Here is a 19,754-nt window from a genome sequence, read left to right on the forward strand (position 1 = left end):
TCAGCTCAGCCCTTTGGCCCGGAAGGTCAGGCCGTTGGCCGGAGGGGTCAGGCCTGCTCGGCGTCGGCGACCGGAGCGGCCTCGACCTCGGCAGCGGCTTCGGCGGCGGGCGCCTCGACCTCGGCAGCGGCCTCCTCGACGGCGGCCGGAGCCTCGGCCTGCTCGGCGTCGGCGACCTTCTCCGTCTCGGCGGAGGTCTGGACCTCGGCGTCGGCGGCCGGGGCCTCGTCGGCCTTCTTCTCGCCTTCGAGCAGGTCGCGCTCCCACGCGGCGAGCGGCTCGCCGGCGGCCTTGTCACCCTTGGCCTCGGCGGCGACACCGGAGCGGCTGATGAGGCCCTCGGCGACGGCGTCGGCGATCACGCGGGTGAGCAGGGTGACGGAGCGGATCGCGTCGTCGTTGCCCGGGATCTTGTAGTCGACCTCGTCGGGGTCGCAGTTCGTGTCGAGGATGGCGACGACCGGAATGTTGAGCTTCCGGGCCTCACCGACCGCGATGTGCTCCTTCTTGGTGTCCACGATCCAGACGGCGCTGGGAACCTTGGACATCTCGCGGATACCACCGAGGGTCTTCTCCAGCTTGGCCTTCTCGCGCGACAGCACGAGAAGCTCCTTCTTGGTGAGACCGGACGCGGCGACGTCCTCGAAGTCGATCTGCTCCAGCTCCTTGAGGCGCTGCAGACGCTTGTAGACGGTGGAGAAGTTGGTGAGCATGCCGCCCAGCCAGCGCTGGTTGACGTAGGGCATGCCGACGCGGGTGGCCTGCTCGGCGATGGCCTCCTGCGCCTGCTTCTTCGTGCCGACGAACATGACCGTGCCGCCGTGGGCGACGGTCTCCTTGACGAACTCGTAGGCGCGGTCGATGTACGACAGCGACTGGAGCAGGTCGATGATGTAGATGCCGTTGCGCTCGGTGAAGATGAAGCGCTTCATCTTCGGGTTCCAGCGACGGGTCTGGTGACCGAAGTGGACGCCGCTTTCCAGCAGCTCCCGCATCGTGACGACGGCCATGGCCGTTCTCCTTGAGTTTCTCGGTTGTGCCGCGGGTGCCGGGACGGCACTCGCGCCTGACGCCCACGTGCGCGTGCCCAGAGGACCGAGGAGCGCTGACATCGGATTCGTCTCTCGACGGAGGACCGGATGTCGGGGCGTGCGAAGTCGACCCGGTGACCCGGATCGCCAAAGGAAGTGTACGGGACCCGCGAGGTACCGGGTGACGCCGTTGTCCACAGGCACCCGGCGGTCCACAGGTCCCGGCCATGATCGCCACGGGTACGGCACGGTTTGTGCCATGCGAACGCGACCTCTACCCGTGGCCCTGACCCTGCTCCTGGGCCTCCTGCTGACCCTCCTGACCTGCGCGGCCAGGGCGGACGACAGTCCTCCACCACCCTCCGGTCCCCCGCCCCCTCCCGTCCCGGCCATCGCCCGCACCTGGCCCGTCGGCTCCCACCCCTTGGTCCTACGAGGCTGGGAACCCCCGGCGACGCTCTACGCCCGCGGCCATCGGGGCGTGGATCTGGCGACCCCGGCGGGCGCTCCGGTACGGGCGGTGGCACCGGGCCGGGTGTCGTTCGCGGGGCGGGTGGCAGGGAGAGGGGTGGTCGCGGTGGAACTGACGGGCACGGACCTTCGCACGACCTACGAACCGGTGACCGCGACGGTGAAGAGGGGGGACGAGGTGGAGGCGGGCGAGTTGGTGGGGACGGTGGAGCTCACGGGCTCACACTGCGGCGCGACTCCGTGCGTGCACTGGGGCTTGCTGAGAGGGGAGGTGTACTTGGACCCGCTGGGTCTACTGCCACCGTGGCTGCTGAACAGGGGGCCGTCACGCTTGCTGCCGGTGCTTGGAGTGCCCCTTTAGGGGCGCGGGGCTGCATCGATTTGCGGCTCCGCCGCGTGGCGCGACCAGCCCCCACCCACCGGGCCCGCAGGCAAAACTCAACCCTCAACGCCCCGCAAAGCCATACTCACCGCAGCCTCAGTAATCACCGAAGGATCCTCCGCGGCCCCCAGCTCGATCCGCCGCACAGCCGCGTCGACAACCCCCTGAAGCAACATCGCCGCCAACCGCGGCTCCGCATGCCCCATCTCCGCCAGCGCCTCGACGATCATCGCGACCAGCCCACCGTGCGCGGCGCGGATCTTCTCCCGCGCCCCGGCGTCCAGTTCACTCGCGGAGATGGCGACGACGGCCCGATGCCGCCGGTCCCCGACCAGGGCAAGCTGCTGCCGCACATACGCTTCGACCTTGCCCTCGGCGGAGCCGGCCCGCTCCATCGCCACCGACACATCCGACGCCCAGACGGGGAAGTCGACCTCGCAGAGTTCCTCGACGACGGCGGCCCGGGAGCGGAAGTACTCGTACACGGAGGACCGCGCGAGACCCGTCCGCTCGGCCAGGGCCGGGAAGGTCAGCGCCTCCGTCCCGCCCTCGGACAGCAGGGAACGAGCCGCGTCCAGCAGGGCGGCTCGCTGCATCGACCGGTGCTCGGCCACGGAGGCCGCTCGAATCCTTGGCACGTCAACCACTCTACGGACGGTCCACCCCCGGCGGGAGTGACCTGGGCCATGCAGGCACGATTCTGCGAGGTCGAGAAGGCGGTACGGCTTTCGCTCAACGGCCGAAACTCGCCAGCTTGGCGCGCAGCTGGAGCACCGACTTGGTGTGGATCTGGCTGACCCGGCTCTCGGTCACCCCGAGCACGTTGCCGATCTCGGCGAGGGTCAGCCCCTCGTAGTAGTAGAGCGTGACGACGGTCTTCTCCCGCTCGGGCAACGTGTTGATCGCCCGCGCCAGGAACCGCCGCAGCTCCCGCCCCTCGGCCACCTCGACCGGGTTGTCGGCGGCGGTGTCCTCCAGGGTGTCCATCAGGCTGAGCCGGTCGCCGCCCTCGCCGCCGGCGTGCAGCAGCTCCTCCAGCGCCACCACGTTGGCCAGCGACAACTGGCTGAAGACGGCGTGGAGTTCGTCCACCGCGATGCCCATCTCGGCGGCCACCTCGCCCTCGCTGGGGGTGCGCCTGAGCCGCGCCTCCAGCGTGGCGTACGCCCGCTCGACGTTCCGCGCCTTCTGCCGCACCGAGCGGGGGATCCAGTCGAGGGCGCGCAGCTCGTCGATCATCGCGCCCCGGATACGGGTGATCGCGTACGTCTCGAACTTGATCTCCCGCTCGATGTCGAACTTCTCGATGGCGTCGATCAGTCCGAACACCCCCGACGACACGAAGTCCGCCTGCTCGACGTTGGGCGGCAGCCCGACGCTCACCCGTCCCGCGACGTATTTCACGAGCGGCGAGTAGTGCAGGATCAGCTGCTCCCGCAGCCGCTCGTCGCCCGTCGTCTTGTACGACCGCCACAGCTCGTCGAGCGTCGAGGGAGCGGGCGGCCGGACGCTGCCACCGTCACGGGCGGCTGGGGGGATCGCCGCCCGGTCGGACCCGGAGGTGTGCTGAGGCATTCGTCGCCTTGTGCCGTTCTGCAGTGAAGTGGGGTTGCCTGGGTGAGCTGTCGGAGTGGTGTGGAGTTACCAGCCTGTTGGCCGGTCTGTGCCGGAATCCCCGTGAGCGTAGCGTGACTGGAGTGTCGCGGTGTGCGAAGGGAAGGGCTCGGACCGGCCACGGACGCGTTCGACAGGGCGCCGGAACGGGTCGCTCCAGTCGCTCTGCGTGATCATCGGAATGCGCCAACTGCGGGAATTCCCAAGGGTGTCGGGGATCCCCCGGACGGCCGAACACACTCGGTCAGCGGCGCCCCCGATCCGGCCGGACCGAGATCATCGCCTGGCGTGTCAACTTCCAGCCGTCGCCGTGTCGTTCGACGTAACCAAGTGCTCGGAGTTCGTACAGTCTCGCGACCGCGTCGTCCTCCGTGGTCTGCGCACCCCGGGCGATCTCCCGCACCGTTGCCGCCCTGTTGCCGGGGAGCGCGGCGAGGATGCGGCGGGCGGCCGGTTCCAACAGGTCGCGCGGGAGCACCGGTCCGCGCCTGTCCGGGGCCAGTTCGCCCATGTCACCGACCAGTTCGACGACTTCGGCGGCGTCGGTGACCAGCACCGCGTCCCCGCGCAGGAGTTCGTGCACACCGGCGGACAGCCCGCTGGTGGCCGGGCCGGGTACCCCTATGGTGTGGCGCCCCAACCGCTGCGCCGCCCGGGCCGTGACGAGCGATCCGCTGCGATACGCGGCCTCGACCACCACGGTGCCTCTGGTGAGCGCGGCGATCACCCGGTTCCGGAGGATGAACCTGCTCGGTGTCGGATGCTCGCCGGGCGGCAACTCGCCCACCACGAGCCCCTGTTCGGCGATCCTGCCGATCAACTGGGCGTGGCCGATCGGATAGGGCCGGTCCACTCCGCAGGCGAGTACGGCGACGGTGGCACCGCCCGCGCCGAGGGCGCCGCGATGTGCGGCACCGTCGACTCCGTAGGCACCCCCGGACACGACGATCCAGCCGTCCTGGGCGAGGTCGGCGGCGAGGGTGGCCGCCATGTGTGCGCCGTACTCGGTGCAGGCGCGGGCACCGACGACGGCGACCGACTTGAGCGCCCACACCCGCAGGCTGGGCCGGCCGCGCACCCACAGTCCGACGGGCCGCGCGTCCCCGAGGTCGTCGAGCTGGGCGGGCCACTCGGTGTCGCCGGGGCACACGTACCGCACCCCGGCCTCCTCCGCGACCTCCAGGTCCCGCCCCGGCTCGACCGACTCGGCCCGCGCGCGCAGCCCGGCCCACCGTTTGTCGGTGACCCCGGTGAGCTGTGGCCCTCCGTCCCGCAGCCGCCGGGCCACTTCGGCGGCTCCCAGTTCACGAATCCACCGACCGGCCACTTCGTCGCCGGGTTCGACGACCCGGGTGAGGAGGACACGGGCGTGGAACTCGTCGCCCGGGTCCTCGTGCGCGGTCATACCAGCGCCCCGAGGTTCATCGACGCGCCTCGTGAGACACCGGTGCGCAGTTGCAGGGCGAGGAGCACGTCCGTGTCGTCGGGCCGGTCGTGACCCTTGAGGTCCGCGACCGTCCAGGCCACCCGCAGGACCCGGTCGATCCCGCGCGCGGTCAGCGCGCCCCGCTCCAGACTGCGTTCGGCCTCGTCCATCGCCCCGCGCACGGCGTGCCAGCGGGTGCGCAGTTCACTGCCTGGCACCTCGCTGTTGGTGTGCCAGGGAGTGTCCGCGAGGCGTGCCGCCGCCCGCTCCCTCGCCTCCCGCACCCGGTCCGCGACCGTCGCCGTGGTCTCTCCTCGCGCGCCGTACGCGCTGAGTTCCTCCCGCGTGACGCGGTCCACCGTGACCCGTAGGTCCACCCGGTCGAGCAGTGGGCCGGAGAGCCGGGCCTGATAGCGGCGGATCGACATGGACGGGCAGTCGCAGAGGTCCTCCTTCTGGGAGTAGCGGCCACAGGGGCACGGATTGGCCGCGAGCACCATCTGGAACCGCGCCGGGAACCGCACCACACCCGCGCTCCGGGCGATGACCACGTACCCCGACTCCAGTGGCTGTCGTAGCGCGTCGAGGGCCTGGCCGCTGAACTCCGGAGTCTCGTCGAGGAAGAGAATTCCCCTGTGCGACAGGGACACCGCTCCGGGCCTCGCCATATGGGATCCGCCCCCGACGAGGGCCTGCATCGTGGCCGAGTGGTGCGGGGCGCAGTAGGGGGCGACGTCGATCAGCGGTTTCCCCGGAGGCAGCAGGCCCGCCACCGAGTGGACCGCCGTGACCTCCAGGGAGTCCTGTCGGCTGAGGCGGGGCAGGATCGCGGGCATCCGCTCGGCCAGCATGGTCTTGCCCGCACCCGGCGGACCTTCGAGGAAGAGGTGGTGTCCGCCGGCCGCGGCGATCTCCGTCGCTGTGCGCGCCGGGATCTGCCCGACGACATCGGCGAGGTCATGACCGGGGTCGTAGTGTGCCGCTCCCATGCTGTGCATGCCCGTGGCCGCCCCGGTGCCCGGCATGCGCAGCCCGGCGAGGAGTGGATCGGGCCGTCCCAGGTCGTCCGGTTCCTCGTCGGGGACGGGCTCGTCCGCGAGTACGGCGATCAGTTGCCGCAGGCTGCGGACGCCCAGCACGGACACCCCGGGCACGAGGGACGCCTCGGCGGCGGCGCACTCCGGCACCACCACCTGCTCGTACCCCGCGTCCGCCGCCGCCAGCACCGACGGCAGGATTCCCCGGACCGGGCGGACCCTCCCGTCGAGTCCCAGCTCTCCGATCATCACGATGTCGGCGAGCACCCGGGGATCGATCCGTTCGGCCGCGCCGAGTACCGCCGCGGCGACGGCCATGTCGAAGCCGCTGCCGCTCTTCGGTACGGACGCCGGGCTCAGGCCCACCGTCAGTTTCTTCTGCGGCCAGGCGGCGCCCGAGTTGACGACCGCGGCCCGCACCCGGTCCTTGCTCTCCGTCAGGCTCTTGTCGGGCAGTCCCACCAGCGTGAACGCGGCGACGCCGGGTTCGAGGTCGGCCTGGACCTCGACGACCACGCCCTCGACGCCCACCAGCGCCACCGAGCACGTACGAGCGAACCCCATCTCAGACCACCCCCCGCGCGTGCTCGACGACGGCTGCGCCGCGGCCTGACACGAGCACGCCCACCAGGTCGATGCGGACACCACCCGGTGGTGCCCCTCCGTGGGCGTGGATCCAGCATTCGGCGAGGCCGCGCAGGCGCTCCGCCTTCTCGGGGGTCACCGCGGCCATCGGGTGCTCGTAGGCACCGACCCGCCGTGTCTTGACCTCGCAGACGACCAGGACGTCGCCGTCCCGCGCCACGATGTCGATCTCGCCGGACCTGCCATAGCGCCAGTTGCGCTCCAGGACCGTCATACCGGCCGCGACCAGCCGTCGTGCGGCCACCGTCTCGCCGTACTTGCCGAGTGCACTGCGTGCGTTCATGTCGGCACCACCTCCGGCGCCAACCGTCACGCGGAACGGCCCACCGAGTGGATCTTGGTGGACCGTTCAGTGCTTGTGGAGAACTCCGTCACCCGCACGAGCGACGGGCGCCCCGCGAAGAGCCGCCGTCAGCCGCCCGGCAGCTCCAGATCGCTCTTGTTCAGCTCCTCGATGTTCACGTCCTTGAATGTGAGGACCCTGACCTGCTTGACGAAGCGAGCCGGTCGATACATGTCCCACACCCAGGCATCCGCCATGGACACCTCGAAGAAAACCTCGCCCTGGACCGAGTGCACCTGCATCTCGTAGTCGTTGGTGAGGTAGAAGCGCCGTTCGGTCTCGATCACGTATTTGAACAGACCGACGACATCGCGGTACTCCCGGTAGAGCTTCAGCTCCATCTCGGTCTCGTACTTTTCGAGGTCCTCGGCGCTCATGGCATGTTCCCCTTCAGCCGTGCGATCCCACCATTGTGCGCCAGTCCCGTGCGCCCCTAGACGATTTCCGTGTCAAGGGTCACCGGCCCGGCCGGGGGCCCTTCGTCGATCAGCCTGCGGAGCAGCTCGGCGAGTCTGGTCGGATACACCGTCTCATGCGCCCGCTCCAGTTCCCGGCACGTCCACCAACGTGCTCCGGAGACGCTGCGCCGCTCCAGCTCGGTGAGGGCCGTGGCGCCGGGCACCCCGTCTGCCGTGGCGGGCGTCCTGGCCAGGTAGTACCACTCGTCCTGGTCCCAGCGGCGGCCCGCGAACGGGAAGGAGCAGGTCCGGGTCCACAGCACCGGGCCGAGTTCCACCCGAGTGATCCCGGTCTCCTCCGCCAGCTCCCGCAGCGCGGCCTCCTCGTGGGTCTCGTCGCCCTCCAGGCCGCCGCCGGGCGTGAACCACCAGTCGTCGGCCGGATCGTCCGGCTCGTGGCCGTGCAGCAGCAGGATGCGGTCCTGCGGGTCGAGGAGGATCACCCGGGCGACCCTGCGCAGCCCGCCCTCGTACGAGTCGCCGTACGCGCCCTCCTCGGTGGCCTCAGCGGGCACCGGCGGGCTCCGTACGGGTCCGGGTGCGGCGGCCGGCCAGCAGCTTGGCGACCGGGCCGTAGGCACCGCCGCCGAGGACGAGCACCGCGCCCGCGACGATGAGGGCGACGACCGTGCGCAGCGGGCCGGTCTGGGAGAGGCCGCCGAGTTCCTCGAAGCCGGTGGGGCGCTCCAGCATGCCCTTCATGGGCCATACGACGGCGTCCACGCGGGCGTTCACGGCACTGCTGGCGACGGTGCCGCTCGCCACGTCCGTGAGGTGGGCGCTGGAGTCCAGGGAGCCCTGGCGCTCGTCGCCGAGCAGGAACAGACGGCCCTTGGGGACCTTCACCGTCGGGATCGTCTTGTCCTCGACCGCGCCGCCCTTGAGGTAACCCTCGTCGATCTGCTTGCCGTTGACGACCAGCTTGCCGTCCGTGCAGCAGGAGACGGTGTCCCCGCCGACCGCGACCACGCGCTTGACCACGGGCGCGTTCGTCACCCAGGTCTTGTCGGTGAAGACGACGACGTCGCCCCGGCGCACCTCGCTGCCGTCGATGCGCTGCGCCAGCACCCGGTCGCCCATGTCGATGGTCGGCGTCATGGAACTGGTGGGCACCGTGTACGGCCGGTAGACCACCGCTCCCCAGCCGAATCCGCCGAGGAACAGCACAAGGCCCAGTGCGACGGCCAGTCCGGACAACCGCTGTCCGGTCCGGCTGCCCACCGGGCCCTTGCCAGTGCCACCGCCGGTACGCGGGGCCGTACGTGTTGCGCTCTCGCCACCCATGGGTCCGCACCCTACCCGGCGGTACCGAGGGTGGTCAGCCCTTCCTCCGGGACCGAGGTCACAAGCTCTACAAGGCCTTTACTAGGCCTTGGCGGACCGCCTGCGGCGCCACAGGGCCAGCGGCAGCACGCCGACGAGGGCGAGGCCCTCCGGAGCGGCCGTCAGGAGGCGGGAGGCCGAGGCCCGGGTGTTGATGCCGGTCTGGTCGAAGGTGTCCGGGATCGGCAGCGTGCCCCAGCGGTTGATGGGCCAGGCCTTGACGATCGCGCGGCCGACGACCTCCTTCACCGGGACCATGCCGTGGTACTTGTCGGACTGGTTGTAACGCGAGTCCCGCGAGTTCTGCCGGTGGTCGCCCATCACCCAGATGTAGCCCTTGGGGACCTTGACGGTGAACTGGCCGCCCTGGTCGTCGTTGGTGCACGGGGTGTTGCCCGCGTAGACGTACGGCTCGTTCAGCGCCTTGCCGTTGACCGTCAGCGGGCCGGTGCCGCTGCACGCGACCGTGTCGCCGCCGACGCCGATGACCCGCTTGATGAGGTCCTTCTCCTGGGCGGACGGCATCAGGCCGATCCAACTGAGCACCGTCTGAAGGGCGTTGGGGTTCGCCGCGGGCTCGCCGTCCAGCCAGTGGCCCGGGTCGTGGAAGACGACCACCTCACCGCGCTCGGGCTTGGAACCGAACCACGGGGTGAGCTTGTCGACCAGGACGCGGTCACCCTGCTGGAGGGTGTTCTGCATCGAGTCGGAGGGGATCGAGAACGCCTGCACCAGGAACGTCTTGATCAGCAGCGCGAGGACGAGCGCGATGACGATGAGAATCGGCAGCTCCTTCCAGAAGGAGCGCGGCTTCTTCACCGGAGGGGTCGAGTCGCCCGACCCCACTTCCTCGGTCCGGGTCGCGTCGCCCGGCGCCGTACCGTCCTCGTCCGCTCCGGCGTCACTCCCGGAGGTCACGGCGCTGTCCGCGGCCGGGACGGGTGCTTCCACGGGATGTCCCTGGTGCTCCTCGCCGTCGTGTCCGGACCGTGCGCCAACCGCCACATCCCCCACGCCAACTCCTTACTCTGTGCCGCCGCCTGCCCCATCCTCGGCGCAGGCCCACCACTCCCATAACGAGCGGGAGTTCCGCAGGGCTCGGGAGTTGGACCGATCCGTTCGGATCGACCGGGGCAACCCTATGCGACAGTTCGGGACCGGCGGTCGTCCCCGACACCGAGTTGGAAACCGATGCGAAGGTTTTAGGTTCGTTCAGGCTGGTCCAGTGGCCCATCGGCCAGGCGATCATCTTGGCCCGCCCCACCACCGAGGTGAGCGCGACCGTGCCGCCGTAGCTCGTGTTCTGGTGTGCGCGGGAGTCCGCCGAGTTGCCGCGGTGGTCGCCCATCACCCACAGCCGGCCCTTGGGGACGGTGATGTCGAACGCCGTCTCGGACGGCGCGTTACCGGGATACAGGTAGTCGGCCTCGGTCAGGGGAACCCCGTTGACGGTCACCCGCCCTTGCGCGTCACAGCACTTGACGTGGTCACCGCCGACGCCGATGACCCGCTTGATGAGGTCCTTCTCGTTGTCGGACGGCAGCAGGCCGATGAACTGGAGCCCCTCCTTGACCTGCTTGATCACGACGGGGTCGTTCTTCTTGGTGGTCTCCTCGTCTCCCAGCCAGCCGCCCGGGTCGTGGAAGACGACGACGTCGCCGCGCTTGGGCTCGGAGCCGAACCACGGGGTGAACTTGTCGACCAGGACCCGGTCCCCGATCCGGATCGTCTGCTCCATGGAGCCCGACGGGATCACGAACGCCTGGACGAGGAAGGTCTTCAGGACGAGCGCTATGAGGACGGCGACGCCCACCAGGAGGGGTATCTCCCGGACCGCGCCGCGCCTGCGCCGCCGCTTGACCTTGCGCTGGAGCTTGCGCCGCTCGGCCCGGCTGCGGCCGGCGCCGCCCGCCGGGGCGAGCGCGCCCGCGCGCCGGAAGCCGGTGGGCAGCAGGTTCTCGTTCCCGAAGTTGCCGCCCGGCGCCGCGCCGCGCGGTTTGCCGCGGTTACCCATGGGCGCCGTCCGCGGCGGGTACGCGCGCGTAGGCACCGGGTCGGACGAGGTGGGTCCAGTGCCCGGCGGGCCAGACGATCCAATCGGCTCGTCCGATGACGTCACCAACGGGAATCATGCCTCCGCCCGGGTCGCCCAGGTGATCCCGGGAGTCGCTTGAGTCGCCGCGGTGGTCACCGAGGACGAAGAGTGTGCCGGAGGGCACCACCACGTCGAACGGCACGCTGGACGGGGTGTCACCGGGGTACAGGAACGCCGTCTCGTCGACCGACCGCCCGTTCACCTGGAGCCTCCCCTTCTCGTCGCAGCAGACCACGCGGTCTCCCCCCACACCCACAACGCGCTTGATGTAGTCGGCGTCCCCGAAATAGCCGGTGCCGTCGAACACAACGATGTCGCCGCGCCTCGGATGGGCACCAAAACGGTACGCCAACTTATTTACGAGAACGCGGTCGCCGATCCTCAATCCGGATTCCATGGATCCGCTGGGAATCTGGAAAGGCTGGACCAAGAAAGTGTTGAGCAGCAGCAGAAACACCAGACAGACCAGGGCAGTCAGGGTGATCCGGCCACCGGGCAGCCATTCGACGACACGCGACAGCAACGCGAAACGCGACCGCCCCTCCGGTCCTCCGGTGTCCGAGATGTCCTCGGAGTCGGAAGGGCGGGAGGAGCGGTCGCGCTCTGTCGGCTGTGATTCGGTGTCCATCGGAGCCAGATGCTATCCGGCCCCGGTATGAACCCCGCAGGGCGACTAGTTGTCGCGCTTCTCCTTGATCTTCGCGGCCTTGCCGCGCAGGTCACGGAGGTAGTACAGCTTCGCGCGACGGACGTCGCCACGGGTCACGAGCTCGATCTTCTCGACGATCGGGGTGTGCACCGGGAAGGTACGCTCCACGCCGACGGAGAACGAGACCTTGCGGACCGTGAAGGTCTCGCGGACGCCGGAGCCCTGGCGACGGATGACTACGCCCTTGAACTGCTGCACACGGGAGCGGTTGCCCTCGATGACGCGGACGTGGACGTTGACGGTGTCGCCCGGGCGGAAGGCCGGGATGTCGGTGCGCAGCGAGGCGCCGTCGACGGTGTCGAGCAGGTGGGACATTTCGTCTGCTTTCTTCGCCGATGCCACAGGTCATCAGCGGGAGCTGGGTTTCCGGAAGGATGCTGTCCGTGCCGGGGCGGGCGTCGTGTCCCCCTGTGGCAGGGGCGCACGCCGGACGACGCACAACAGCGGTCTATTCTTCCACGCCGTCCGGCCTGCGCCAAAATCGGCCGTACGGCTCCCCCGTCGGGTCCGGGGCCCAGCCCAGGATCGAGAGCATCTCGCGGTCCTTCTTGTCGAAGGCCTTGGGCTCGCAGCGCTCGATCAGGTCGGGCCGGTGGGCGGCCGTGCGCTTCAGCGCCTCGTCGCGCCGCCAGCGGGCGATCTTTCCGTGGTGCCCGCTGAGCAGCACGTCCGGGATCTCGCGGTCGCGCCAGACGGGCGGCTTGGTGTAGATCGGCCCCTCCAGGAGGTTGGCCATGGCCCCGGGCGCGAAGGAGTCGTCGCGGTGGGACTCGGCGTTGCCCAGGACACCGGGCAGGAGCCGTGCCACGGCCTCCGTGACGACCAGGACGGCCGCCTCTCCGCCGGCGAGGACGTAGTCGCCGATGGACACCTCGTAGACGGGCATACGGGTCGCGTACTCGTCGATGACCCGTCGGTCGATGCCTTCGTAGCGGGCGGGTGTGAAGACCAGCCAGGGGCGCTCGGAGAGCTCCACGGCGAGTTCCTGGGTGAAGGGCCGGCCGCTGGGGGTGGGCACGATGAGTGCGGGCGCGCCGGAGCCCGTCTCGTAGCCGTCGGCGAGGACGGAGTCCAGGGCGTCGCCCCAGGGCTCGGTCTTCATGACCATGCCGGGGCCGCCGCCGTAGGGGGTGTCGTCGACGGTGTTGTGGCGGTCGTACGTCCAGGAGCGCAGATCATGCACGTGCACATTCAGCTGTCCACGCGCGCGTGCCTTGCCGACGAGGGAGACGTTCAGCGGTTCGAGGTACTCGGGGAAGATCGTGACGACGTCGAGCCTCATGCGTCCGTGTCCTCCGAGGAGTCTTCCCGGCTCGACACGATCTCCGCGCGGTCGTCGATCAGCCCGGGCGGCGGGTCGATGACCGCGCGCTGCTCCTCCAGGTCGATCTCGATCACGATCGACTCGACGAAGGGGATCATCACCTCGCTGCCGTCGGGCCGCTCGACGATGAAGAGGTCCTGGGAGGGCAGGTGCGAGATCTCGGTGATCCGGCCGACCTCCTCGCCGTCCTTGGTGACGACGTCGAGGTCCATCAGCTGGTGGTCGTAGTACTCGTCCTCCTCCTCCGGCAGCTCCTCCGGGTCGATCTCGGCGATCAGGAGGGTGTTGCGCAGGGCCTCGGCGCCGGTGCGGTCACTGACGCCCTCGAAGCGCAGCAGGAGCCGGCCGCTGTGGACCCGGCCGGTCTCGATGGTCAGGGGGCCGGTGGCGGCGGGTTCGGTGGCCAGGACGGCTCCGGGGGCGAGCCTGAGTTCCGGCTCGTCGGTGCGTACCTCGACGGTGACCTCGCCCTTGATGCCGTGGGCGCGGCCGATGCGAGCGACTACCAGCTGCACTGTGCTTGCTCTCCTGTTTGCGACGAGTACGACGAGTACGACGAGTACGACGACCAGTACGAGGACTGGTTACGACAACGGGCCGGGGACGGCCGGTGTGGCCCTCCCCGGCCCGAGCCGGTGTGCGAAAAACGTCAGCGGACGTGGTCCACGTCGACAAGGTCGACGCGTACACCCCGGCCGCCGATTGCGCCCACGACGGTGCGCAGAGCGCGAGCGGTGCGGCCGTTGCGGCCGATCACCTTGCCGAGGTCGTCGGGGTGCACCCGGACCTCCAGCACGCGCCCGCGACGCAGGTCGCGCGAGGCGACCTGCACATCGTCGGGGTTGTCGACAATGCCCTTCACGAGGTGCTCAAGAGCCTCCTCAAGCACGCTCAGGCCTCAGTCGACTCGGACTCGGCGGCGGCCTCGTCCTTCTTCTCAGCCTTCTTCTTCTGGGTGATGGCCTCGCCCTTGCCCGCGTCGTCGCCACCGAGGGCGTCGAACACGGGGCGTGCGGCCTTCGGCGCGGCCACGAGCAGCGGAGCCGGGGCCGGCAGGCCCTTGAACTTCTGCCAGTCGCCGGTGAGCTTCAGGATGGCGAGGACGGGCTCGGTCGGCTGCGCGCCGACACCCAGCCAGTACTGCGCGCGGTCGGTGTCGACCTCGATGCGCGAGGGGTTCTGCACCGGGTGGTACAGACCGATCTCCTCGATGGCCCGGCCGTCACGGCGGGTACGGGAGTCGGCGACGACGATGCGGTAGTGAGGCGAACGGATCTTGCCCAGACGCTTCAGCTTGATCTTGACTGCCACGGGAGTGGGTTCTCCTGGTTTTGACGTGGTTGGGCACGGCAGATGGCCGCGTGGGGTTGCGGTACCCGAGTGCCCGATGGACGCGTCAGCCGGAGGCGAGAGGGTTCCTGTGCGGCTGTCGAGTACAGCTAGCCATTGTGCCACACCCTGGCGGTTCGCCCGACCGGGGAGCATGCCCCCGCATGCCCCGGCCCATGCGGAAGCGACACCCGGCGCCGGGAGGTGACCGGCGCGGGTGTACGCAACCCGCCCTGCGGGGTGCGGCTGCCACGAGCAGCCGCGCCCTCAGGCCGCGCCCACGACCTCCGGGATGCGGAAGGGCTTGCCGCAGCCCCCGCACACGATCGGCGCCTGGGCCAGCACCGACGGGACGACCCGTACGTTACGACCGCAGTCGCACACCGCCTTGACGCGGACGCCCCCGCCGGACGAACCGTGCCGGGCGGCCGGGCCGCGGAAGGTGCGGGAGGTGTCGGCGGAAGTGGCGACGGTGTGGGCCTTCAGCGCGCGCTGGAGACGCTCCATCGTCGGCCGGTAGCGCCGCTTGGCCTCGGGGTTGAGCTGGACCAGCGAGAAACCGCTGCTGGGGTGCGGTTCGTCGGGGTGGTCCAGGCCCAGCTCCTCGGCGATCGCGAGGAATCTGCGGTTGTGGTAGCGGCCGGCACGGGACGTGTCGCGCACGCCGCGCGCGGCGGCGATGCCATGGACTGCCTCATGGAGCAGTCGCTCGAAGGAGAGTTCGTGTCCGCAGGCGGACGACGACTCTCCGATCAGGGACTCGGGCGCGGCCAGATCGGGCAGTTCGGGGTGGTACCGCTGAATGTCGGCCCACGCCTCTGCCAGCTCTGCGGCGAGAACAGGTGGTGTCTGTGTCGTGCTCACGTAATGACAACGAGCCGGAGTGCCCCTGTGTTCCGATTCCGGGCCATCCCAAATAATTTGCACGTACCCGTCAGTTGGCACTGATGCGTCCTGACGAGGGCAGGTGCGCTGATCTGCGGAGAAGCCTCACAGCTCATACCAAGCTGGTGCGTAGTCCGAGATACGACCCGGCGCGTAGACGGTGTCCGCGCGCCGGGGGAGCTGTTGTCCGCCGTTGCGCAAGAGGCCTTTCGGTCGCTCTGCCGCCGGAGCCCGCTACTTCAGTAAGTGCGCGCGACGACCGCGACGTTACCGGGTGCCTTGTCGGCGTCCGGTACCGACCCGTCCTCGGCGACCAGACACCGTACGGTGACCGCGTGCTCGGCCAGCTCGGCCTCGCCTTCTTCGCCCAGTGTCGCCCACGGGATGCGCGCCCAGCCGCCGGAGGTGGCGGCCTCGACGGCCTCCCCGATCGTGGACACCTCGGAGGTGCGGGACTCGCGCCGCTCGCGGGACTGCTTCAGCAGCAGCGCCTGGTCCTCCTCAAGGATGACGGGAAGCCGCTCCACTAGGGAGTCGATCGCCACCGGCTCCTTGCCTCCGGGGATGCGGCGGGCCAGCATCGCCGTGCCGTTCTCCAGGTCACGGGGCCCGATCTCGATCCGTACGGGGACGCCCTTCAGCTCCCAGTCGACGGCCCGGCGCCCGAAGGGGACGTCCGTGCGGTCGTCGACACGGACCCGCACGCCCGCCGCCTTGAGCTGGTCCCCGAGTTCGCGGACCTTGGCCAGAACCGCCTCGTCGCCCTTGATCGCGAGAACGACGACCTGGATGTGCGCCAGCCGCGGCGGCACCCTCAGTCCGTCGTCGTCGCCGTGCATCATCACCAGGGCGCCGATCATGCGGGTGGTGGAGCCCCAGGAGGTCTGCCAGACCAGTTCCTGCTTGCCCTCCTTGGACAGGTACTGGGTGTTGAAGGCCTTGGCGAAGTTCTGGCCCAGCTCGTGACTGGTCGCCATCTGCAACGCCTTGCCGTCGCCCATCATCCCTTCCAGGGTGAGCGTGTTGATCGCGCCCGCGAACCGCTCCTTGACGGTCTTGCGTCCCGGTACGACGTCCATCGCGAGGACGTTGACCATGAAGTCCTCGTAGACCTTCCGGTGGATGTGCGCGGCGAAGTCGCGCGCCTCCTCGTGGGTCGCGTGCGCGGTGTGGCCCTCCTGCCAGAGGAACTCGCTCGTGCGGAGGAAGAGCCGGGGGCGCAGCTCCCAACGGACCACGTTCGCCCACTGGTTGATCAGCAGGGGCAGGTCGCGGTAGCTCTGCACCCACTTCGAGAAGTACTCGTTGATGATCATCTCGGAGGTGGGCCGGACGACCGCGGGCTCCTCAAGCTCCTTGCCGCCGCCGTGCGTGACCACGGCCAGCTCGGGCGCGAAGCCCTCGATGTGGTCGGCCTCGCGGGCGAGGTAGGACTGCGGGATCAGCAGCGGGAAGTACGCGTTCTCGGTGCCCGTCTCCTTGATCCGGGCGTCCATCTCGGCCTGCATCCGCTCCCAAAGGCCGTACCCGTACGGTCGGATGACCATGGAGCCGCGCACTGGGCCGTTGTCGGCCAGCTCGGCCTTGCTGATCAGATCCTGGTACCAGCGGGGGAAATCTTCCGCCCGGGGCGTGAGTACGGGTGCCTTGGCCATGTCGAGATCGTACGGGCCCACGTTGCCGTCATGTGAATTCTCGCCACTCCCACAGAGAAGCCACAAGCCGGGCCCCACAAACCCTGGACGCCGTAGCGAGCGCGGAGTTTGCTGGCATACGGGGGAAGTGCGAGCGCACATCACGGGGGCCTCGGAAACGGGCACGGCCACAACTCTCGGCGGATTGGGGCGCTTTCGATGACACCTACGCTCGTGCGGCACTACCTGCCTCATACGGGGCCCGCGCCCCGTGTGGACCTGGGTGCACGCGCGCGTGACTGGTCCGAGATCCAGGAGCGGATGCTGGTACCGCTCTACGAAGCCGTCTACGAGCGACTCGAAGTGGGGCCCGGCACCCGGCTGCTCGGCCTCGGCTGCGGCTCCGGGCTCGCCCTGCTGATGGCGGCCTCCAGAGGCGCGTCGGTGACCGGTGTCGAGCGCTCCTCCCCCGAACGCCTGGCCCTCGCCCGGGAGCGACTCCTGCCGGACCCGTGGTCCCCACGCGCGCGTGCGCACACCCGGCTCGTCTACGGCTCCTCCAGGGACGCGGGCGACGCGGAGACGCCCGCGTACACCCTGGTGACCGCCTTCGAGCCCATCGGGTGTCTCGCGGGCGACGCGGAGGGACTCGGTGAACTGCTCGCGTCCGCCACGCCGTTGACCGGGCACGGGACGCCCGTGGTGCTGGCCGGCTGGGGTCCGCCGGAGCGCTGCGCCACGTCGTCCGTGCTGCGGGTGGCCGCGAGGATGGCGGATCCGCTGCGCAGCGCGGGCAGTTGGCGCCCCGCCCTGCGCGACGACCTGGAGGAGGTCGCCCAGCGCGCCGGACTCAGGCCCGACGGCTCCGGGCGGGTGTCGTGCCCCTTCGGGTACGCCGATGTGGAGAGTGCCGTACGAGGGCTGCTGTCCACGGGGCTCTTCGACGCGGCGATCGCCGCGACGGATCAGGTGCAGGTGGAGAAGGAGTTGGCGGAGGCGTTGCATCCGTATCGGCGGCAGGACGGCACGGTGTGGATGCCGAACGTCTTCCGGTATGTGATCGCGCGTACGACCTGAGGATGACTACGGCTCTTCCTTGAAGAGGCGCGTGACGCCCGCGATGCGGTACGCGTCCGTCTCCTCCAGCGTCTCGTTCTCCAGGAGTGCCTCGGCGAGCGAGTCCAACTGGCCGCGGTGGTCGCGGAGTTTGCGGATCGCCTCCTCGTAGCACTCGTCCACGATGCGGCGCATCTCGTCGTCGATCACGTCCAGGGTCTGCGGTGCGGCGGCGAGGCCGTAGGCCTGCTGGGCGTCGTTCGGGAGGGCGGAGAGGCGGCCGACGCGCTCGCTCATGCCCCAGCGGGCGACCATCCCGCGCGCGATGTTGGTGACCTGTTCGAGGTCGCTCTCGGCGCCGGTGGTGATCACCCCGTAGACGACCTGTTCCGCGGCCATGCCGCCGAGGGCGCCGATGATCCGGCCGCGCAGATACTCCTCGGTGTACGCGTACTTGTCGGAGTCCGGGGTGGAGAGCGTGACGCCGAGTGCCCTCCCGCGCGGGACGATGGTGATCTTGCGGACCGGGTCGGCGCCGGGCTGGAGCATGCCCAGGAGGGCGTGGCCGCTCTCGTGGTACGCGGTGCGCCGGCGTTCCTCCTCGGGCATCACCAGCGGGCGTTCGGCGCCCAGTTGGACCTTCTCCAGGGCCTCCGAGAGGTCGGCCTGCGTGACCTCGCTCTGCTTGCGCTTGACGGCGAGGAGGGCGGCCTCGTTGGCGAGGTTGGCGAGTTCGGCGCCGGTCATGCCCGGGGTCGTACGGGCGACCTGGGCGAGGTTCACGTCCTTCGCGAGCGGGATCTGCCGGGTGTGGATCTCCAGGATCGCCTTCCGGCCACCGCGGTCGGGCGGCGAGACCACGACCACCCGGTCGAAGCGGCCGGGGCGGGTCAGCGCCGGGTCCAGGACGTCGGCGCGGTTGGTGGCCGCGATGACGATGACGCCCTCGGAGCCGGAGAAGCCGTCCATCTCGGTGAGGATCTGGTTCAGGGTCTGCTCGCGCTCGTCGTGACCGCCCATCCCGGAGCCTCCGCCACGCGCCCGCCCGATGGTGTCGATCTCGTCGATGAAGATGATCGAGGGGGCCACCTTGCGGGCCTCCGCGAACAGTTCACGCACGCGTGAGGCACCGACACCGACGATCATCTCGATGAACTCGGAGGCCGACGCCGAGAAGAACGGCACCCCCGCCTCCCCCGCGACCGCCCGCGCGAGCAGCGTCTTGCCGGTGCCGGGCGGGCCCGCGAGGAGCACGCCCCGGGGCATCTTGGCGCCCATCTTCCGGTATTCGTCGGGGTTCTTGAGGAAGTCGACGACGTCGTTCAGCTCGCCCTCGACCTCGTCGATACCGGCCACGTCCTCGAAGGTCGTGCGCTGCTTGCCCGGCTCCAGCTCGACCGGTTTCGGCGGGGCCTTGCGGCCGAGCATGCCGCCCGCGCCGCCGAGCCCCGAGCTCATCCGCCGTGCGATGAAGAGCCACAGAACGACCAGCAGCAGCATCGGGGCCAGCGAGATCAGCAGATTGGCCAGAAAACTACGGTGTTGTACGACCGGTTCCGCCGTGACCGTGACGTTGTGCTTGGTCAGGTCCTCCCAGAGCTGGTCGTCCGCGAAGGTCGGCCGCTCGGTGTCGAACTTGGTGTACTTGCCGCCGCCGTCCGGGTTGTCCTGGCCCTTCTTCAGCTGGCCCTGGATCGCGTTGCCCTTGGCGTAGATCTTGGTGACGTTGCCCGCGTCGACCTGCTTGCTGAACTCCGTGTACGAGATCGTCGGCTCGTCGCCCTCGTTGAAGAAGGAGAGGATGAGGTTCGCGACGAGGTACACCACGAGCGCGGTGAGGATGAGACTCCACCAGCCGCCGCGCATCTTCTTCCCGCCCGGCGACGGCTTCGGGGGCTCGTCCGGGGTGCCTTCCGTTCGCCAGGGCTGGTCGGGGGACTTGCGCGGCGGCGCGGGGTTGGTCATACCGGCAAGTTACGACACGCGCCAGGC

The 19,754-nt window shown here is 69.8% G+C and carries 22 protein-coding genes; 2 read left to right on the top strand and 20 right to left on the bottom strand.

Annotated elements, in window-relative coordinates:
* Window positions 1–47: 47 nt before the first annotated feature.
* Window positions 48–1,010, bottom strand: a complete 963-nt coding sequence (gene rpsB / locus ACWIHT_RS19665; protein WP_456169389.1) for a 30S ribosomal protein S2 — start codon at window positions 1,008–1,010, stop codon at window positions 48–50.
* A 280-nt stretch (window positions 1,011–1,290) separates the two neighbouring features.
* Here rpsB and ACWIHT_RS19670 point away from each other — a divergent pair, with 280 nt between their 5' ends.
* Window positions 1,291–1,863, top strand: a complete 573-nt coding sequence (locus ACWIHT_RS19670) for a murein hydrolase activator EnvC family protein (protein WP_456169391.1) — start codon at window positions 1,291–1,293, stop codon at window positions 1,861–1,863.
* 77 nt (window positions 1,864–1,940) lie between these two features.
* On the opposite strand, the gene ACWIHT_RS19675 is transcribed toward ACWIHT_RS19670, so the two are convergent.
* The 18 genes from ACWIHT_RS19675 to proS all read right to left on the bottom strand — a co-directional run bounded on the left by ACWIHT_RS19675 (window position 1,941) and on the right by proS (window position 16,727).
* Complete coding sequence (locus ACWIHT_RS19675) at window positions 1,941–2,498, bottom strand: TetR/AcrR family transcriptional regulator (RefSeq protein ID WP_456169651.1); 558 nt, start codon at window positions 2,496–2,498, stop codon at window positions 1,941–1,943.
* Window positions 2,499–2,616: 118 nt separating this feature from the next.
* Window positions 2,617–3,459 carry an RNA polymerase sigma factor WhiG gene (gene whiG / locus ACWIHT_RS19680; RefSeq protein ID WP_019068776.1) on the bottom strand — a complete coding sequence of 281 codons (843 nt, stop codon included), beginning with the start codon at window positions 3,457–3,459 and terminating at the stop codon, window positions 2,617–2,619.
* A gap of 283 nt (window positions 3,460–3,742) precedes the next feature.
* Window positions 3,743–4,903, bottom strand: a complete 1,161-nt coding sequence (dprA, locus tag ACWIHT_RS19685; RefSeq protein ID WP_456169392.1) for a DNA-processing protein DprA — start codon at window positions 4,901–4,903, stop codon at window positions 3,743–3,745.
* A complete protein-coding gene (locus ACWIHT_RS19690) occupies window positions 4,900–6,525 on the bottom strand; it encodes a YifB family Mg chelatase-like AAA ATPase (protein WP_456169394.1) in 1,626 nt (541 codons plus the stop codon). Before ACWIHT_RS19690 ends, dprA begins: the two co-directional genes overlap by 4 nt.
* A gap of 1 nt (window position 6,526) precedes the next feature.
* Window positions 6,527–6,889 carry a YraN family protein gene (locus ACWIHT_RS19695; RefSeq protein WP_456169395.1) on the bottom strand — a complete coding sequence of 121 codons (363 nt, stop codon included), beginning with the start codon at window positions 6,887–6,889 and terminating at the stop codon, window positions 6,527–6,529.
* A gap of 128 nt (window positions 6,890–7,017) precedes the next feature.
* Window positions 7,018–7,326: a DUF2469 domain-containing protein gene (locus tag ACWIHT_RS19700; RefSeq protein ID WP_003965949.1), complete on the bottom strand. Its 309-nt coding sequence runs from the start codon at window positions 7,324–7,326 to the stop codon at window positions 7,018–7,020.
* A 56-nt stretch (window positions 7,327–7,382) separates the two neighbouring features.
* Window positions 7,383–7,922: an NUDIX hydrolase gene (locus ACWIHT_RS19705; protein ID WP_456169398.1), complete on the bottom strand. Its 540-nt coding sequence runs from the start codon at window positions 7,920–7,922 to the stop codon at window positions 7,383–7,385.
* Window positions 7,912–8,691 carry a signal peptidase I gene (gene lepB / locus ACWIHT_RS19710; RefSeq protein ID WP_456169400.1) on the bottom strand — a complete coding sequence of 260 codons (780 nt, stop codon included), beginning with the start codon at window positions 8,689–8,691 and terminating at the stop codon, window positions 7,912–7,914. The genes ACWIHT_RS19705 and lepB (ACWIHT_RS19710) overlap by 11 nt, the downstream gene beginning before the upstream one ends.
* 81 nt (window positions 8,692–8,772) lie before the next feature.
* On the bottom strand, window positions 8,773–9,744 hold the full coding sequence (gene lepB / locus ACWIHT_RS19715; RefSeq protein WP_456169401.1) for a signal peptidase I: 972 nt from the start codon (window positions 9,742–9,744) through the stop codon (window positions 8,773–8,775).
* The gene (gene lepB / locus ACWIHT_RS19720) at window positions 9,632–10,744 is read right to left on the bottom strand and encodes a signal peptidase I (RefSeq protein WP_456169403.1); all 1,113 of its coding nucleotides are present in this window, start codon (window positions 10,742–10,744) and stop codon (window positions 9,632–9,634) included. Before lepB (ACWIHT_RS19720) ends, lepB (ACWIHT_RS19715) begins: the two co-directional genes overlap by 113 nt.
* Window positions 10,737–11,453, bottom strand: coding sequence for a signal peptidase I (gene lepB / locus ACWIHT_RS19725; protein ID WP_456169405.1), 717 nt, complete (start codon window positions 11,451–11,453; stop codon window positions 10,737–10,739). Before lepB (ACWIHT_RS19725) ends, lepB (ACWIHT_RS19720) begins: the two co-directional genes overlap by 8 nt.
* 45 nt (window positions 11,454–11,498) lie before the next feature.
* On the bottom strand, window positions 11,499–11,849 hold the full coding sequence (rplS, locus tag ACWIHT_RS19730; protein WP_456169406.1) for a 50S ribosomal protein L19: 351 nt from the start codon (window positions 11,847–11,849) through the stop codon (window positions 11,499–11,501).
* 133 nt (window positions 11,850–11,982) lie between these two features.
* On the bottom strand, window positions 11,983–12,816 hold the full coding sequence (gene trmD / locus ACWIHT_RS19735; RefSeq protein ID WP_456169407.1) for a tRNA (guanosine(37)-N1)-methyltransferase TrmD: 834 nt from the start codon (window positions 12,814–12,816) through the stop codon (window positions 11,983–11,985).
* Window positions 12,813–13,373, bottom strand: coding sequence for a ribosome maturation factor RimM (rimM, locus tag ACWIHT_RS19740; RefSeq protein ID WP_262059125.1), 561 nt, complete (start codon window positions 13,371–13,373; stop codon window positions 12,813–12,815). The genes trmD and rimM overlap by 4 nt, the downstream gene beginning before the upstream one ends.
* 134 nt (window positions 13,374–13,507) lie before the next feature.
* Complete coding sequence (locus ACWIHT_RS19745; protein ID WP_005479813.1) at window positions 13,508–13,747, bottom strand: RNA-binding protein; 240 nt, start codon at window positions 13,745–13,747, stop codon at window positions 13,508–13,510.
* Between the two features lie 2 nt (window positions 13,748–13,749).
* On the bottom strand, window positions 13,750–14,169 hold the full coding sequence (gene rpsP / locus ACWIHT_RS19750; RefSeq protein ID WP_399117227.1) for a 30S ribosomal protein S16: 420 nt from the start codon (window positions 14,167–14,169) through the stop codon (window positions 13,750–13,752).
* 285 nt (window positions 14,170–14,454) lie between these two features.
* Window positions 14,455–15,051 (bottom strand): hypothetical protein, encoded by a 597-nt coding sequence (locus ACWIHT_RS19755; protein WP_019068763.1) that lies wholly within the window; start codon window positions 15,049–15,051, stop codon window positions 14,455–14,457.
* 260 nt (window positions 15,052–15,311) lie between these two features.
* Window positions 15,312–16,727 carry a proline--tRNA ligase gene (proS, locus tag ACWIHT_RS19760; RefSeq protein ID WP_456169409.1) on the bottom strand — a complete coding sequence of 472 codons (1,416 nt, stop codon included), beginning with the start codon at window positions 16,725–16,727 and terminating at the stop codon, window positions 15,312–15,314.
* Window positions 16,728–16,925: 198 nt separating this feature from the next.
* Between proS and ACWIHT_RS19765 the strand changes: the two genes are divergently transcribed.
* Complete coding sequence (locus tag ACWIHT_RS19765; protein WP_456169410.1) at window positions 16,926–17,783, top strand: SAM-dependent methyltransferase; 858 nt, start codon at window positions 16,926–16,928, stop codon at window positions 17,781–17,783.
* A 6-nt stretch (window positions 17,784–17,789) separates the two neighbouring features.
* Here the strand turns inward: ACWIHT_RS19765 and ftsH are convergent, their stop codons facing one another.
* Complete coding sequence (ftsH, locus tag ACWIHT_RS19770) at window positions 17,790–19,727, bottom strand: ATP-dependent zinc metalloprotease FtsH (protein WP_456169411.1); 1,938 nt, start codon at window positions 19,725–19,727, stop codon at window positions 17,790–17,792.
* Window positions 19,728–19,754 lie beyond the last annotated feature (27 nt).

Source organism: Streptomyces sp. NPDC002276, assembly GCF_053891435.1.